The sequence below is a fragment of the Streptomyces albidus (ex Kaewkla and Franco 2022) genome, assembly GCF_013870515.1.
GTDB lineage: Bacteria > Actinomycetota > Actinomycetes > Streptomycetales > Streptomycetaceae > Streptomyces > Streptomyces albidus.
On record NZ_JACBXA010000146.1, the window covers coordinates 1 to 15,032 of the forward strand.

Sequence of the window (15,032 nt, forward strand, 5' to 3'; positions counted from 1 at the left end):
TCATGTGAACACGCTGCTCACGGCGCGCCGCCGTCGGTCGAATAGCGGGCGGGAGGCTGGCCCTGCGGCGGCACCTGCGGCATCTGCTGCGGATGACGCTGGTGCTCGTACGGCTCATAAGGAGGCTGCGGGCGCTCGTACTGCTGCGGCGGCGAGGGCTGGCGCTGGTCGTAGTGCTGCTCGTACGTCTGCTGTTGGTGCGAGTGCTGCGATTGCTGGGGGTGCTGCGGCTGCTGGTGCTGCGGCGGGTACTGCTCGCGGGCGGGCTGCGGCCAGGCACCGGGCTGCCGCGGTGCCTGGGGGTAGTCCGGGTAGGCGGGGCGCGGGTTGGGCAGGTCGCGGCTCTCGTAGCCGTCGTACCGGCCGCCGTCGTATCCACTGCCGCGCTCGTATCCCCCTCTCTCGTATCCCGGGCCGGAAGGGGAGGAACCGCTGCCGCCGTCGTGCGGGCCCGGCGTGTGCTGCGCAGGGAGGGAAGGGCCGGCCGACTGCGACCCGGGTCCCGAGGCGGGCGCCTGCGAGGGATCGCTGGCGGGCGGCCCATCGGATTGCTGAGTGGGACCCGTCACAGTGATCGCGAGCCGGATGGGCTGCTGGCACTCACGGCTGAGGGCGTCGCTGATCATCGGGGAGAGCCGGCCCTCGAGAACACCCTTCGCGTATTCGTTCGGCACGCCCAGAAGGGCGGTACCCGATACGAGCACGAGCGGCTGGCAGTCACGCAGCCAGCGTTGGTCCTTGGCCTCGACACCCTGACCGTCGGAGAGGAGTTGTTCCAGCACTCGAGGCCACACTGCGGCAAGATCGGCAGGCAGGTCGGCCACGTGGCACGCTTCTCTCACTCGCTGGGTGTGGTGGTTCGGTGAAGCCGGCAGACCCCACGAATGTGTGGTTCTGGGGGCGGTCGGGTGGGATGGGAGTTCAGTCACGGTAGTCAGGCCGACGTGCACCATTCAAGTCGTTGTCCACAGGCTGTGCACGGATGCCGTAGAGCCCTTGGGCACAGCCTTCCGAGGGGGCATCGGCGGTTTGACCGAATGGCGTAGCCGCGCGTACCGTAACGAGGTCGAGTTGTCGACGGCTGCTGCCGCCTGCCTCCGATGGGCAAGATCCATGAAAGTCTTTTCGGATCATGAAGCGGTGCACACTCGGGCGTTGCGAGCTACTCGTGGGCGCACGGTGACAGCCTGTCGACACCACACGCCCACGTTCCGCGGAAGCCGCGGGACACGAAGCATTCCTGGAGCCCCCGAGTGAGCAAGCGCACCTTCCAGCCGAACAACCGCCGCCGCGCGAAGACCCACGGCTTCCGGCTGCGCATGCGGACCCGCGCCGGCCGCGCCATCGTTGCGAACCGTCGCAGCAAGGGCCGCAGCCGCCTGTCGGCTTGATCGGCCTGACCACCGGTCCATGACGTGCTGCCTACCGAGAACCGGCTGAGGCGGCGCGAGGACTTCGCGGCCGCGGTACGCCGAGGACGCCGGGCGGGTCGCCCGCTTCTCGTCGTGCACCTTCGCAGCAACAACGCATCGGACCCGCACGGCGCGGGGGGAGACGTTTCCCCCGCGCGTGCGGGTTTCGTCGTCAGCAAGGCAGTCGGAAACGCGGTCGTGCGTAACCGTGTGAAGCGTCGGTTCCGGCATCTGGTGCGCGGGCGCTTGCCCGAGTTGCGCGCAGGTAGCCTGGTTGTCGTACGGGCGCTTCCGGGCGCAGGCGAGGCCGGCTACGACGAGCTGGCACGCGACCTGGATGCTGCCTGGCAGCGGCTGCTTGGAGGGTCTTCGTCATGAAGTACCCGCTGCTGTGGTTGATCAAGCTTTACCAGTGGACCATCAGTCCGATGCTCGGACCGGTGTGCCGGTACTACCCGTCGTGCTCGCACTATGGCTACACGGCCATCGGGCGGCACGGTGCTGTGAAGGGGACGGCACTGACGGCCTGGCGCATTCTGCGCTGTAATCCGTGGTCGCCCGGTGGCGTCGACCACGTCCCTGCCCGGAAGCATCCGGTTTGGCACCAGCGGCTCCGCCACCGCTGGCAGCAGCACCGGACCCAGTCCAACGCCCAAGGAGCCTGATGAACTTCCTGGACACGATCCTGAGTCCTCTCTATACCGCTGTCTCCTGGATCATTGTCCAGTTCCACTCGCTGTTCAGCCTCATCTTCAACGAGGACAGCGGATGGGCCTGGGGTCTGTCCATCTTCTTCCTGGTGGTCGTGATCCGGATCTGCCTGATCCCGCTCTTCGTGAAGCAGATCAAGTCGACGCGGAACATGCAGGCGCTCCAGCCGAAGATGAAGGCGATCCAGGAGCGCTACAAGAGCGACAAGCAGCGTCAGTCCGAAGAGATGATGAAGCTGTACAAGGAGACGGGCACCAACCCGCTCTCCAGCTGCCTGCCGATCCTGGCGCAGTCTCCGTTCTTCATCGCGCTCTTCCAGGTGCTCAACCACATCGCGAACAACAAGCCTGTGGGTGTGCTCAGCGCGGAGCAGGTCGACAGCGCTCGTAACGCGTCGGTGTTCGGGGCGCCCATCGCCGCGAAGTTCCTGGACAGCGCCGACAAGGTCGCAGAGCTGAGCGCCTCGCTCGTGGACGTCCGCGTCGTCACGGTCATCATGATCGTCATGATGTCGGCGTCGCAGTTCTACACGCAGCGCCAGCTGATGACGAAGAACGTCGACCTGACGGTGAAGACGCCGTTCATGCAGCAGCAGAAGATGCTGATGTACGTCTTCCCGCTCATGTTCGCCGTCTTCGGCATCAACTTCCCCGTGGGTGTGCTCATCTACTGGCTGACCACCAACGTCTGGACGCTCGGCCAGCAGATGTTCGTGATCAAGCGCAACCCGACGCCCGGTTCCCTCGCCTTCAAGGAGCGCCAGGAGAAGCTGCGCGCCGCCGGCAAGCTCGTTGAGGACCCGAAGGAGGTCGAGGCGCGCGAGGCCGTCGAGGCAGCGCGGGCCCGCCGTCAGCAGCCGAAGCGGCAGTCGAAGTCCCAGCGCCAGCAGGCCCGGGGCGCCGACGACTCGGCCGAGACGACCTCGCTGGAGAAGGGCGCTGACGACGACAAGGCCTCGGGCCAGTCCGAGCGGCAGCAGCCGAAGCCCGCTGGTCAGAAGTCGGGCCAGTCCGGCCAGAAGTCGGGACAGAAGTCCGGGCAGAAGAAGTCAGGGCAGCAGCGCAAGGGCGGCCCGCAGCGTCCCAAGCACCCCTCGAAGAAGTAAGCAGAAGGAGCCCCAGCCGTGACGGAGACGACGGACACCACGGAAGAGACTGCCGAGGAGACGGACGCGCTGTCCCACCTGGAGCAGGAGGGCGAGATCGCGGCCGACTATCTCGAGGGGCTTCTCGACATCGCCGATCTCGACGGTGACATCGACATGGACGTCGAGGCCGACCGTGCCGCGGTGTCGATCATCGGTGACGGTTCCGGCCGTGATCTGCAGAAGCTGGTCGGGCGTGACGGAGAGGTTCTGGAGGCGCTCCAGGAGCTGACCCGTCTCGCCGTGCACCGTGAGACCGGTGACCGCAGCAGGCTGATGCTGGACATCGCCGGATTCCGTGCCCGTAAGCGTGAGGAACTGGCCGAGCTGGGGACGAAGGCTGCGCAGGACGTCAAGGGCACCGGGGAGCCGGTGAAGCTGCGTCCGATGACACCGTTCGAGCGCAAGGTCGTTCATGACGCAGTGAAGGCCGCCGGGTTGCGCAGCGAGTCCGAAGGCGAGGAGCCGCAGCGCTGCGTGGTCGTGCTGCCGTGACCGACGGGTCAGTGGGACAGGCGGGCCCGCCTGACGGTGGTTCGGCGAAGTCGAGCGAACTTGCGGAGCTCGCGCCGCCGACCGAAGCGGCCCGGAAGCTCTTCGGTGACCGCCTTCCGGAAGTGGCGCGGTACGCCGAGCTGCTTGCGGACGCGGGCGTACGACGTGGCCTGATCGGGCCGCGAGAGGTCCCGCGCCTGTGGGAGCGGCACCTGCTGAACTGCGCCGTCCTGTCCGAGATCGTCCCCGAAGGCGTGACGGTCTGTGACGTCGGTTCGGGCGCGGGTCTGCCTGGCATCCCGCTGGCGCTGGTGCGTCCCGACCTTGAAATCACCTTGCTGGAGCCGCTGTTGAGGCGGACGACCTTCCTGGAGGAGGTCGTCGAGCTGTTGGGGCTCGACCATGTGTCGGTGGCCCGCGGCCGGGCGGAGGAGATGCTGGGCACGCTGCAGCCCGTCCATGTGGTGACGGCTCGTGCGGTGGCGCCTCTGGATCGTCTGGCCGGCTGGGGTGTGCCGCTGCTGCGTCCCTACGGCGAGATGCTCGCGATCAAGGGGGACACGGCCGAGGAGGAGCTGAAGGGCGCCAGGGACGCGCTGCACAAGCTCGGGGTCGTGGAGACGTCTGTCGTGCAGGTGGGTGCCGGGGTGGTGGACCCGCTCTCGACCGTCGTACGGGCAGAGGTCGGGGAGAGCCCGGGCGGTGTGCGCTTTGCGGCACGTCGCGCGAAGGCGCAGAGGGCACGTTCGGGCCGGGCCGCGCGGGGCGGACGGCGGCACCGCTGAGGGAGTCCCCTGCGGTATGACTGTTCCCTCTGTTGGGGATGTCCGACTACTCCATAAAACCTCTTAAAGCTATGCATTGCGGTGTGTCGTCCGCCTGTGCGGATGCCGAGTGTGCATCGTGTTTCACGTGAAACGCCGCTCCCTTTTGCAAGGAATCATCAGCCGCGGACGCGCCCAGGCAGAGCAGCGCGTCCAGAAACCTGCGCAGAAGCCCCGCTCGAAAGTGGATTCATCCACAACAGAGCGGGGCTCGCTGGTTCATAGGACCGAAAGCATGGCAGGCTCTGTTCAGCAGGAGCCTGATGTCGAGGAGAGTGAACCGTTGCGGTCCGACGCCAATACCGCGGGACCGATGGCCGATCCGGTCCCCGGCCCCCGTTCAGAAACGGTGGATGTTTCACGTGAAACTCCGCCCCCGATGGACGATACGCCGATCGGTCGCGCCGCCCAGCAGGCGGTAGAGGCGATGAACCGTGCCGGTGAGGGCCTTCCCAGGCCCGAGCAGACACGGGTGATGGTCGTCGCCAACCAGAAGGGCGGGGTCGGAAAGACCACCACCACCGTGAACCTGGCCGCCTCCCTGGCCCTGCATGGTGCACGCGTGTTGGTCATCGACCTCGACCCGCAGGGGAACGCCTCCACGGCACTGGGCGTCGACCACCACTCCGAAGTGCCCTCCATCTATGACGTGTTGGTCGAGAGCATGCCTCTGGCCGACGTCGTCAAACCGGTCCCGGACGTGGAAGGGCTCTTCTGTGCACCGGCCACCATCGATCTCGCCGGTGCGGAGATCGAGTTGGTGTCGCTGGTGGCGCGGGAGAGCCGGCTTCAGCGTGCTCTCGCCGCGTACGAGCAACCGCTGGACTATGTGCTGATCGACTGCCCGCCCTCGCTCGGTCTGCTGACCGTCAACGCGTTGGTGGCCGGCGCTGAGGTGCTCATCCCGATCCAGTGCGAGTACTACGCGCTGGAGGGGCTGGGCCAGCTCCTCCGGAACGTCGATCTGGTGAAGGGGCATCTCAACACCAACCTCCATGTGTCGACGATCATCCTCACCATGTACGACGGCCGGACCCGCCTTGCTTCACAGGTGGCCGACGAGGTACGCAGCCACTTCAGTGCCGAGGTGCTGCGGACGAACATCCCCCGCTCGGTCCGCATCTCGGAGGCCCCCAGTTACGGGCAGACGGTGCTGACCTACGATCCTGGTTCGAGCGGCTCGCTGTCCTATCTGGAGGCCGCGCGTGAAATCGCATTGCGTGACCCCAACGTGCAGCAGCGCCACGAGCAGTTGGCTCAGCAACTGCAGGGGCAGAACAGCACCATGTCGGAGGGCACCCAGTGAGTGATCGACGTAGGGGATTGGGCCGGGGACTCGGCGCACTGATCCCGGCAGCACCCACCTCCGGAGAGGAGGCCGCGGCCCCATCGGTGGGCAACAACGGTGCGACCTCTCCGAGTGCCCTGCCCGTGATGTCCCCGGAACGGGGTGTGGCCGCGGCGAAGGTCACGTCACTGCCCGACAGTGAGTCGCGGGATGACGTTCCACGTGAAACGAACGTCCCGTCGGAAGGTGACGCGGGCGCCGACGGGATGACAGGCGAGGCCGAACCAGTCGGTGCTCACTTCGCAGAGGTGCCGCTGGAAGCGATCACCCCCAACCCGCGGCAGCCGCGTGAGGTCTTCGACGAAGACGCGCTCTCGGAGCTGGTCACCTCCATCAAGGAGGTGGGTCTGCTCCAGCCCGTGGTCGTCCGGCAGTTGGGGCCGGAGCGCTACGAGCTCATCATGGGCGAGCGCCGTTGGCGCGCGTGCCGTGAGGCCGGTCTGGAGCGGATTCCCGCAATCGTGCGGGCGACCGACGACGAGAAGCTGCTCCTGGACGCGCTGCTGGAGAACCTCCACCGTGCTCAGCTGAACCCCCTGGAAGAGGCAGCTGCGTATGACCAGTTGCTGAAGGACTTCAACTGCACGCACGACCAGTTGGCCGACCGGATCGGACGTTCGCGCCCGCAGGTCTCCAACACGCTGCGACTGCTGCGGCTCTCGCCGTCGGTGCAGCGGAGGGTTGCGGCCGGGGTGCTCTCCGCCGGTCATGCGAGGGCCTTGCTCTCCGTCGACAACGGCGAGGAGCAGGACCGGCTCGCTCACCGCATCGTGGCCGAAGGGCTCTCGGTGCGTGCGGTCGAAGAGATCGTCACGATGATGAGCTCCTCGCCGAAGAGTGCGGCGAAGTCCAAGGGGCCGCGCGCGGGCAAGCGCGTCTCCCCCGCGCTGGACGAGCTGGCCGGCCGTCTCTCGGATCGCTTCGAGACCCGGGTGAAGGTCGACCTCGGCCAGAAGAAGGGAAAGATCGTCGTCGAGTTCGCCTCGGTCGATGATCTGGAGCGCATCCTCGGTCAGCTGGCGCCCGGTGAAGGGCGAGTGCTGGGGAAGCAGCTGACCGCCGAAGCCGCCGAGTCCGACTCGGACGACACCGAGGACTGAGCCCGACGCGAAAGCCCACAACTTCATCAGGTCGGGGTTGGCCGAGACCGGCCCTGAAAGTGAACAGAGCAAATGTCGCCCCATGGATACGATGGATCCATGGGGCGACAGCTCGTTCCGCTCACGCTGGACAACCTTCCGGATCTGCCAGGGCGTTGCCGCGCCTGCGTGTTCTGGGAACTCGATCCGGTAAGCGGTGAGGCCGCGGCGCGAGCCGGGCGGCCTGAGATGGAGAAGGAAGCGTGGATCTCCGCGGTTCTGCTGGAGTGGGGGTCGTGCGGGCGCATCGTCTACGTGGACGAGAAGCCGGTCGGGTTCGTGCTCTACGCGCCCCCGGCGTACGTGCCGCGCTCCTTCGCCTTTCCGACGAGCCCCGTGTCCCCCGACGCGGTCCAGTTGATGACGGCTTGGCTGAACCCCGCCTACCGCGGCCAGGGGCTGGGGCGCGTCATCGTGCAGGCGGTGGCGAAGGACCTCCTCCGGAGAGGCTTCAAGGCGATCGAGGCGTTCGGGGATGCGCGCTGGACGGAGCCGGCCTGTGTGATCCCGGCGAATCATCTGCTGTCGGTGGGCTTCAAGACCGTACGTCCGCATCCCACCTATCCGCGGATGCGGCTGGAGCTTCGGTCGGCGGTCTCCTGGCGTGAGGACGTCGAGCGGGCGTTGGATCAGTTGCTCGGAGCGGTCCAGAAGGAGCCGGCACTGCGCCCGCTGTGAGGGCGGCCATGGGACCCGGGGCAATCAGAGGACGAGCGGAGAACGAGGCGAAGACAGAGCCGCAGTTTCACGTGAAACAGCGCCTCCCGCGCGTGCCGGTTCCACGTGAAACACAACATCCACGTGATCGGCGCGGTTCCACGTGAAACGGCCCGGCGCGAACGCCGGGCCGTTCCTCATGAGCAGTTCTGACGAACCGCGCGCGATCCACTCAGCCGATGAACTCGGCGAGGTCCTTCTCGATGGCGGCACGCGGCTTGGCACCGACGATGGTTTTGACTACCTCTCCGCCCTTGTAGACGTTCATGGTCGGGATCGACATGATCCCGTACTTCGCTGCGACAGCGGGGTTCTCGTCGATGTTGAGCTTGACGACAGTCAGCTTGTCGCTGTTCTCGTCGGCGATCGCCTCGAGCGACGGGGCGATCTGACGGCACGGACCGCACCAGGCAGCCCAGAAGTCGACGAGGACGGGCTTGTCGCTCTTGAGCACGACCTCATCGAAGTCTGCGTCGGTGGCGGTCACTGTGGCGCCGGCCATGATGGTTCTCCTCTGTTTCTTGTGATGGTGCGGGTGGGCGTAAGTCTGTGAGTGGTCGCGCGGGAGGCGGTTCAGGCCACCGGGCTCTTCGCGGCGGCTTCCTCCGCCTCCGCTGCTTCCTCGGCCTCCGCGGCCATCTCGGGCTCGGAGACCTTGTTGCCGTCGACGAGTGCCGCGAGGTAGCGCTCGGCATCGAGTGCGGCAGAGCATCCGGTGCCCGCCGCGGTGACGGCCTGACGGTAGGTGTGGTCCACGACGTCGCCCGCTGCGAAGACACCGGGGACGTTGGTGCGAGTCGAGGGGGCTTCCACGTTGATGTAGCCCTCCTCGTCCATGGTGAGCACGTCCTTGAACAGCTCGACGCGAGGGTCGTGGCCGATCGCGACGAAGAGCCCGGTCACCGGAAGCTCGGAGGACTCACCGGTCTGGGTGTTGTGCAGCGTCAGCCCGGCCAGCTTCCCGTCCTTCTCGTGGATGGACTCCACCGCGCTGTTCCAGGCGAAGTTGATCTTCGGGTCGGCGAAGGCACGCTCCTGCATCGCCTTGGATGCGCGCAGGGCGTCGCGGCGGTGCACGACGGTGACGGACTTGGCGAAGCGGGACAGGAAGGTCGCCTCTTCCATTGCGGTGTCCCCGCCGCCCACGACGGCGATGTCCTGGTTGCGGAAGAAGAAGCCGTCACAGGTGGCGCAGTAGGAGACGCCACGGCCGGACAGCTCCTCCTCGCGGGGCAGGCCCAGCGAGCGGTAGGCGGAACCGGTGGAGACGATCACCGTCCGGGCGCGGTGGACCGTGCCCGTCGAGTCGGTGACGGTCTTGATGTCACCGGAGAAGTCGACGGCGGTCACATCGTCCGGGATGAGCTCGGCACCGAAGCGCTCGGCCTGGCCGCGCATCTGGTCCATCAGCTCCGGGCCCATGATGCCGTCGGTGAAGCCGGGGTAGTTCTCGACCTCGGTCGTGTTCATCAGGGCACCGCCCGCTGTCACAGACCCCTCGAAGACCAGCGGCTTCAGGGACGCCCGCGCCGTGTAGAGCGCGGCCGTGTAGCCGGAGGGCCCTGAGCCGATGATGATCACGTTACGGACGTCGCTCACGGGAGTCTTCCTTGTCTGCCGACTGCTTTCCGGGTCTGCGAGGTTCTCACCCCACCCAACGGATCCTAGGGGCCAGACATTCCCAGCGGTGCCCCCGCCCGGGGCGGGCAGGGAGCGTGTCAGCGACGCGAGTACGTGTGAGTGGCAAGAACCTTCGCCGGACCGGTGCTGTCGCCGCCGACGCAGGAGCGGTCGACCACGTAGGCATCCACGCGTTGCGGGTCGTCGCGGTGAGGAAGAACGACCAGATAGCTGGTGCCGCCCTTGTAGGGGGCGCTCGCATCGGCGGCGAGGACGCTCTCGGTACGGTCGATGCCCGCACGGATGCATGACGGTACAGCCGTCGCGCTCCCTGCCAGGGGGCTGTTCCCAGGGCTCTCCTTGGTCTTGAAGTCCGGCGTGCGAGCGTCCCTCGGTTTCGTGCCGGAGTCCTGCTTGGCGAGCATGCTCTGGACGTGCTTCTCGAGGGCGCCGTCGGCCGTCGTCTGCTCTCCCTGGTCCCTGTCGGCGGCGGTCGTGGGGGAAGAGGGGGAGTTCAACGACTGCATGACGAGACCGCCGATGCCGAGAGCGACCACGGCGCCGGCACCGGCAAGCACAGCCGAGCGCCAGCGGCGCGAACGCCTGGCGGGCCGATGCCGCCCCGGGCGACTGGGGCCGCCGGGGTGTCCTGCTGGGCGATCGGGCGCCCCGGATCGAGCGGATGCGGTTTCACGTGAAACAGCGGCGGCGGCGTGCCTGCGCTTCGTCGTCTCAGGTTCCGTCTTCGCGTGCCGGTCGCCTTCTCTGGAAGCGGGGCCGGTTTCACGTGAAACAGCGGACGCATTCGAGGACGATGCGTCGAGTACGGCTTCGGCAGCGAGGGCAGCGTCGATGCGGCCCGCGATGTCGGCGGGCATTCGCACCGGGCCCGGCAGGGTGCCGAGGGTGTCGCGGATCTCCGCCAGCGACGTGTGCACGTCGGCGCACAGCTCGCAGTCGGCGAGATGCCTCACGAGCGCATCTGAACGTTCCCGGGTCAGTAGGTCTTCCGTGAGCGCGGAGATCTCTGCGACGTCCGGATGATCGTCGGCGCTGTGCACGTCGGACGTGAAAGGGGTGGATGTCATGGCTGCTCTCCTCCTCCCTTCGCGACTCCGGGTGGATCTGTGATGCCTTCCGAGGGTGGGACGGATGCACCCTGGGTCCGGTTCCTTCCCTTCTCCTGCAGTGACCTATTCCTCTCGTCCCCGTACGGCCGTAGATGCGTGACCAGGGGCAGTAGCCGCGCGCGCCCACGGGCGCAGCGGCTCTTCACGGTGCCGATGGCGACCCCCAGGACTTCAGCGGCCTCCGCGACGGGATAGCCCTGCATGTCCACGAGTACGAGAGCGGCGCGCTGCTCGGCGGGAAGTTGGGAGAGCGCGGCGATGAGCTGCCGGTGGAGATCCTGACGTTCCGCGGGGACGTCTGCGGCCTCGTGCGGCTCCAGGAGATGGTCGAGGCGCTCCGTGTCGTCGGTGAGCGAGGTGCGACGGGAGGAGGCCTTACGAGCCCTGTCGAGGCATGCGTTGACGGTGATCCGGTGCAGCCAGGTCGTCACTGCCGACTGGCCGCGGAAGGTGTGGGCTGCCCGGTAGGCGGAGATGAGCGCGTCCTGGACGGCGTCGGCTGCTTCCTCCCGGTCCCCGAGGGTGCGTACCGCCACGGCCCACAGGCGGTCGCGGTGGCGGCGCACGATCTCACCGAAGGCCTCGGTGTCGCCGTCGACGTGCCGAGCGAGGAGTTCACGGTCGTCGAGGCCGTCCACCCCCCGGTCCTGCGCGGGCACGGGGGGGCGGGCAGGTCTGTCGGCCGTGCCCGGGCCCACTCTCCCGTGTCTGGGGCGGCGGCGTATCTCCTTGCCGCCGCGGTCGTCGCTCACCGTCGGACGCCTCCCGTCATCCTCGCCCGCCGGCCGTGCCGTGCGTCAGTACCGAGGTATCAGCTCAAGACCTGGATCTCTGTGACCCGGCCACGGTAGTTGCCGTCGTCCGAGACCGGGAGCTTCGTTAGCCATACCAGTACGTACTGAGTCCGGATCGGTTTCTTGGCCTTGAGCGTGAGGTGCTGGCCGGTGCCGCTTCCGACCTTGCTGAAGCCGCCGAGCGTAGTGGGCATTCCCGTGGTGCTTCTGGGCGCTGCGAGGAAGCTCGCGGTGGTGGCGCCCATGAAGTCGACCTTGACGGAGCTCACCTGCTGGGGCTTGCCGAGATCGAGGACGATGCCGACGCCCGGCTTGAGGTTCCCGAAGTCGGGGCGGCCGTAGTACTTCTGCGTGAGCCAGTACGTGCCGGGGGCGCCGTCGTGCGCGTCGGGCACATCAGCCGGGTTCTCGCTGCCGTTGCCGCCGGGCGGCGGGTCGAAGTCCTTGGCGCTGACGACCTTCACCGGCTTGCCGGTGGCGCCCGTCTCGCCGGGTCCGTTGGCCTGACCGGTCTTGTCGCTCGCGGTGCTGTCGCCCTTGAGGAGTGTGTCGGCGACCTGCCAGCTGCCCAGCCCCAGCGCCGCGATGAGCAGGGCCGAGACCCCCCACTTGAGGGCCTTGCCCGTACGGCCCGGGAGGGCGGGCGGTGCAGGAGGCTCGCTGCCGGCTCCGGGACCACCGATGCCGGGCGCGGGACGTGCCGGGCTGCCGGGCCCGTACGCGCCCTGCTGGTACGTGGTGCGCTGGTACGGGCGCGGTGTGCCGAAGGCGGGCTCCGGAGGCTTGATCCGCGGCATCGCGGAGACGGCCTTCGCCAGCTCCTCCGGTGTGGCGCAGGGGCGCTCCTGGCTGGAGGCGGTCGCACCGTCGTTGACGAGGGCCCGCATCGCGATCTGTGAGAGCCCGCGGTGGACGCCGGCCCGGACCTGGTCGGGCGGGAGGAGGTTGTCCTTGGCGAGGGAGCCGACGCCGGTGAGGCCGTAGGCGTCCTCCTCGTACGGCCAGCGCTGGGTGAGCGCGGCGTAGAGCAGTGCGCCGATGCCTTCGGTGTCGCTCCGCTGAGGGGTGTCGCTGCTGATGCCACGGAGAGCGGCGCTGACGGCCAGGCCGCGGACGCGGTACTGCCCGGAGCCCGTACGCAGCACCGTGCCCGGCGTCAGACGCAGATGGGCCAGGCCCTCACGGTGAGCGGCCGCCAGGGCCTGGGAGAGCTGGCTGACGAGCTGGTAGGCGTCGTGCGGCTCCAGCGGGCCGGCGGCCAGGATGTTGCTGAGGGGCGTGGCGTCGGGAAGCCACTCGTGGACGATGTAGACGACGTCGTGGTCCTCGACGGCATCGAGGACCTGGACGAAGCGCGGGTCCCCGAGAAGGGCCGAGGAGCGGGCAGCGGACAGCACCGCGCGGGCTCGCGGATGGCCTGTCGGAAGGAGGTGGACGCCGACGGCGCGGCGCAGTTTCTCGTCCACGGCACGCCAACTGCTGAATCCGTCCAAACGGGTGACGCACTCCTCCAGGCGGTACCGCCTGGCGAGCTTGTGACCGCTGTGCAGCTCCGGCGGTGCGGGTGTCGTGGAGGTGGCTTCGACATCCTCGTCGGAGGCGGCACCGCCTGCGGTGGTGGGGGCGTGCGCCGGGACGCTGCGCGAGGTGTCGCCCTCAGGACCTGTCGCCTCCGTGGAGGCGTCGGCCTGGCCGAGACTCACGGTGCTGTCGTTGTCGCCCGCCTGGCTGCCGCCGGCGTCTCCGGCGTCGGTTCTCGTCTCTTCCGGGGGTCGGCTGCTGCTGGATCCGTCCTTGGCGCTGTCGGCGTTGGCCTTGTCCGCCCGGGCGGTGAGGGCTTCGTCCTCACCGCTGTTCTCAGCCACGCCGACGGAAGCTGTACTCCGTTCCGCCACCGTCGTTCCTGCCTCCCCAACTCATTGCAGCCACTCTGTGAAACAGCTCGACAATTGTGCCCACAGTCCGCCGCTATGCACGACACGCGGTGGCCGCAGATGGTTGTACCGTCAGCGCCCGAGTCGGGCGCGCACCATTCCGACCATGGCGGTCATCTCCTCGATCCGCATCCTCTTCGCAGCTAGGACGAAGACGGCGCCCAATACGATCCCTCCTGCTGCCAGCGCTGCCAGAGAGCCGACCGTTCCGCTGCCCAGGCCCCGCGTGATGCCGTACACGACGGCGCCGGCAGCCACGGTGGCGGGCACCGCGGCGCCCGCCAGCCGGATGTAGGTGCGCAGCACGCGCGAGGTGTCGAGGTCGCCGCCGAGCCGGAGACGCAGGCGGCGCCAGGCGATTCCCACTCCGACGACATAGGCGAGCCCGTAGGAGGCAGCCATGCCGACCACGGCCCAACGGGCGGGGAGCAGCAGGAAGCAAGCGGCGGAGGCTGCGGCGTTGGCGGCGGCGACGATGACGGTGTTGAAGAACGGCGTGCGCGTGTCCTCGTACGCGTAGAAGGCGCGCAGCACCACGTACTGGACCGAGAACGGGATGAGGCCGACGCCGAAGGCCATGAGGGCGAAGCCCATCGACCGTGCCGCGCCCGTACCCGAGCCGCCGTAGATCAGGGTGCACATCGGAACGCCGAGTGCGAGGAAGCCGAAGGCGATGGGAACGATGGCGACGGCGGAGTTGCGCAGACCCTGTGAGATGTCGTCGCGGACCGCTCCTGAGTCGCCGTCGCTGGCCGCCCGGGAGAGGCGCGGCAGCAGGGCCGCCATCACCGAGACGGTGATGATGGCCTGCGGCATGTTCCAGATCAGCTGTGCCTGGGAGTAGGCGGTGAAGCCGGTGCCGGAGAAGCCCTGCCCGTCGGCGGTCTCACCGGCCCAGGTCGAGAGCTGGGAGACGACGAGGACGCCCGCCTGGTTCGCGAGGACGAAGAAGACCGTCCACTTGGCGAGCTTCGCCGCCTTGCCCAGGCCGTGGCCGCGCCAGTCGAAGCGGGGCCGCATGCGGAAGCCGGAGGCCCGCAGGTACGGGATCATCGCCAGCGCCTGGACGACGAGCCCCAGCAGCGTGCCGATGCCCAGCAGGCGGACGGCTTCGGGGGAGATGCTGCCGACGGTCAGGTCGGACTCGTCCGCGGTGCCGTAGATCCAGAGGAAGGCGCCGACGGTGGCCATGATGACGATGTTGTTGAGGACCGGGGTCCACATCATCGCGCCGAAACGGCCGCGGGCGTTGAGGATCTGACCCATCACCACATGGATGCCCATGAAGAAGATGGACGGCAGGCAGTAACGGACGAAGGTGACCGCCACCTCGTTCGCGGCGGGGTTCTCTGCGAGTTTCACGGACATCATCCGCACCAGCAGGGGAGCTGCGAGCACTGCCAGGACGGTGAACGTACCGAGGATGACGGTCACGAGAGTCAGCAGCCGGTTCGCGTACGCCTCGCCGCCGTCTCCGTCCTCCTTCATGGCCCGGACGAGCTGCGGCACGAATACGGAGTTGAGGCCGCCGCCCACGGTCAGGACGTACAGCATCGTCGGCAGCGTGATGGCCAGTTGGTAGGTGTCGCCGAGCACGGCGGCGCCGAGGGCGGCGACGATCAGTGCCGAGCGGATGAATCCGGTGAGCCGGGAGACCATCGTGCCGGCGGCCATGATGGCGCTGGAGCGGAGCAGCCCGCCGGACTTGCCGCCGCCGGAAGAGGACGGGGGCTCCTGGGCGGGCGGAACCGGGGGCTGGGGGGC

Annotated in this window: 16 protein-coding genes; 9 read left to right on the forward strand and 7 right to left on the reverse strand. The window is 68.1% G+C overall.

What is annotated here, in order from left to right; genetic code table 11:
• Positions 1-17 precede the first annotated feature (17 nt).
• Positions 18-824, reverse strand: coding sequence for a hypothetical protein (locus H5J26_RS20005; RefSeq protein ID WP_181767287.1), 807 nt, complete (start codon positions 822-824; stop codon positions 18-20).
• A gap of 429 nt (positions 825-1,253) precedes the next feature.
• Between H5J26_RS20005 and rpmH the strand changes: the two genes are divergently transcribed.
• The 9 genes from rpmH (at position 1,254) to H5J26_RS20050 (ending at position 7,751) form a co-directional block, all read left to right on the forward strand.
• A complete protein-coding gene (rpmH, locus tag H5J26_RS20010; protein WP_027748981.1) occupies positions 1,254-1,391 on the forward strand; it encodes a 50S ribosomal protein L34 in 138 nt (45 codons plus the stop codon).
• Between the two features lie 24 nt (positions 1,392-1,415).
• Positions 1,416-1,790 carry a ribonuclease P protein component gene (gene rnpA, locus H5J26_RS20015; RefSeq protein WP_181767288.1) on the forward strand — a complete coding sequence of 125 codons (375 nt, stop codon included), beginning with the start codon at positions 1,416-1,418 and terminating at the stop codon, positions 1,788-1,790.
• On the forward strand, positions 1,787-2,077 hold the full coding sequence (yidD, locus tag H5J26_RS20020) for a membrane protein insertion efficiency factor YidD (RefSeq protein WP_181767289.1): 291 nt from the start codon (positions 1,787-1,789) through the stop codon (positions 2,075-2,077). The genes rnpA and yidD overlap by 4 nt, the downstream gene beginning before the upstream one ends.
• 8 nt (positions 2,078-2,085) lie before the next feature.
• Positions 2,086-3,228, forward strand: coding sequence for a membrane protein insertase YidC (yidC, locus tag H5J26_RS20025; RefSeq protein WP_181767297.1), 1,143 nt, complete (start codon positions 2,086-2,088; stop codon positions 3,226-3,228).
• A gap of 18 nt (positions 3,229-3,246) precedes the next feature.
• The gene (locus H5J26_RS20030) at positions 3,247-3,762 is read left to right on the forward strand and encodes a protein jag (RefSeq protein ID WP_181767290.1); all 516 of its coding nucleotides are present in this window, start codon (positions 3,247-3,249) and stop codon (positions 3,760-3,762) included.
• An 11-nt stretch (positions 3,763-3,773) separates the two neighbouring features.
• Positions 3,774-4,547, forward strand: coding sequence for a 16S rRNA (guanine(527)-N(7))-methyltransferase RsmG (rsmG, locus tag H5J26_RS20035; protein WP_181767298.1), 774 nt, complete (start codon positions 3,774-3,776; stop codon positions 4,545-4,547).
• A gap of 274 nt (positions 4,548-4,821) precedes the next feature.
• Positions 4,822-5,892 (forward strand): ParA family protein, encoded by a 1,071-nt coding sequence (locus H5J26_RS20040; protein WP_181767299.1) that lies wholly within the window; start codon positions 4,822-4,824, stop codon positions 5,890-5,892.
• Positions 5,889-7,034, forward strand: coding sequence for a ParB/RepB/Spo0J family partition protein (locus tag H5J26_RS20045; protein WP_181767291.1), 1,146 nt, complete (start codon positions 5,889-5,891; stop codon positions 7,032-7,034). The genes H5J26_RS20040 and H5J26_RS20045 overlap by 4 nt, the downstream gene beginning before the upstream one ends.
• A 99-nt stretch (positions 7,035-7,133) precedes the next feature.
• Complete coding sequence (locus H5J26_RS20050) at positions 7,134-7,751, forward strand: GNAT family N-acetyltransferase (protein ID WP_181767292.1); 618 nt, start codon at positions 7,134-7,136, stop codon at positions 7,749-7,751.
• 211 nt (positions 7,752-7,962) lie between these two features.
• On the opposite strand, the gene trxA is transcribed toward H5J26_RS20050, so the two are convergent.
• The 6 genes from trxA to murJ form a co-directional block, all read right to left on the reverse strand.
• Positions 7,963-8,292 (reverse strand): thioredoxin, encoded by a 330-nt coding sequence (gene trxA / locus H5J26_RS20055; protein ID WP_070017807.1) that lies wholly within the window; start codon positions 8,290-8,292, stop codon positions 7,963-7,965.
• 71 nt (positions 8,293-8,363) lie between these two features.
• Positions 8,364-9,389: a thioredoxin-disulfide reductase gene (gene trxB, locus H5J26_RS20060; RefSeq protein WP_181767293.1), complete on the reverse strand. Its 1,026-nt coding sequence runs from the start codon at positions 9,387-9,389 to the stop codon at positions 8,364-8,366.
• Positions 9,390-9,508: 119 nt separating this feature from the next.
• Positions 9,509-10,498 carry a hypothetical protein gene (locus H5J26_RS20065; RefSeq protein WP_181767294.1) on the reverse strand — a complete coding sequence of 330 codons (990 nt, stop codon included), beginning with the start codon at positions 10,496-10,498 and terminating at the stop codon, positions 9,509-9,511.
• Positions 10,495-11,199 carry an RNA polymerase sigma factor SigM gene (sigM, locus tag H5J26_RS20070; protein WP_181767300.1) on the reverse strand — a complete coding sequence of 235 codons (705 nt, stop codon included), beginning with the start codon at positions 11,197-11,199 and terminating at the stop codon, positions 10,495-10,497. Before sigM ends, H5J26_RS20065 begins: the two co-directional genes overlap by 4 nt.
• A gap of 152 nt (positions 11,200-11,351) precedes the next feature.
• Positions 11,352-13,229 carry a hypothetical protein gene (locus H5J26_RS20075; RefSeq protein ID WP_181767295.1) on the reverse strand — a complete coding sequence of 626 codons (1,878 nt, stop codon included), beginning with the start codon at positions 13,227-13,229 and terminating at the stop codon, positions 11,352-11,354.
• A gap of 111 nt (positions 13,230-13,340) precedes the next feature.
• Positions 13,341-15,032: murein biosynthesis integral membrane protein MurJ (murJ, locus tag H5J26_RS20080; RefSeq protein ID WP_181767296.1), on the reverse strand; the 1,692-nt coding region annotated here is incomplete at its 5' end.

Excerpts from the sequence above, each read along its gene's own strand:
- H5J26_RS20050 (WP_181767292.1), top strand. The coding sequence starts at position 7,134 with ATGGGGCGACAGCTCGTTCCGCTCACGCTGGACAACCTTCCGGATCTG.
- trxA (WP_070017807.1), bottom strand. The coding sequence starts at position 8,292 with ATGGCCGGCGCCACAGTGACCGCCACCGACGCAGACTTCGATGAGGTC.
- H5J26_RS20065 (WP_181767294.1), bottom strand. The coding sequence starts at position 10,498 with ATGACATCCACCCCTTTCACGTCCGACGTGCACAGCGCCGACGATCAT.
- yidD (WP_181767289.1), top strand. The coding sequence starts at position 1,787 with ATGAAGTACCCGCTGCTGTGGTTGATCAAGCTTTACCAGTGGACCATC.
- H5J26_RS20040 (WP_181767299.1), top strand. The coding sequence starts at position 4,822 with ATGGCAGGCTCTGTTCAGCAGGAGCCTGATGTCGAGGAGAGTGAACCG.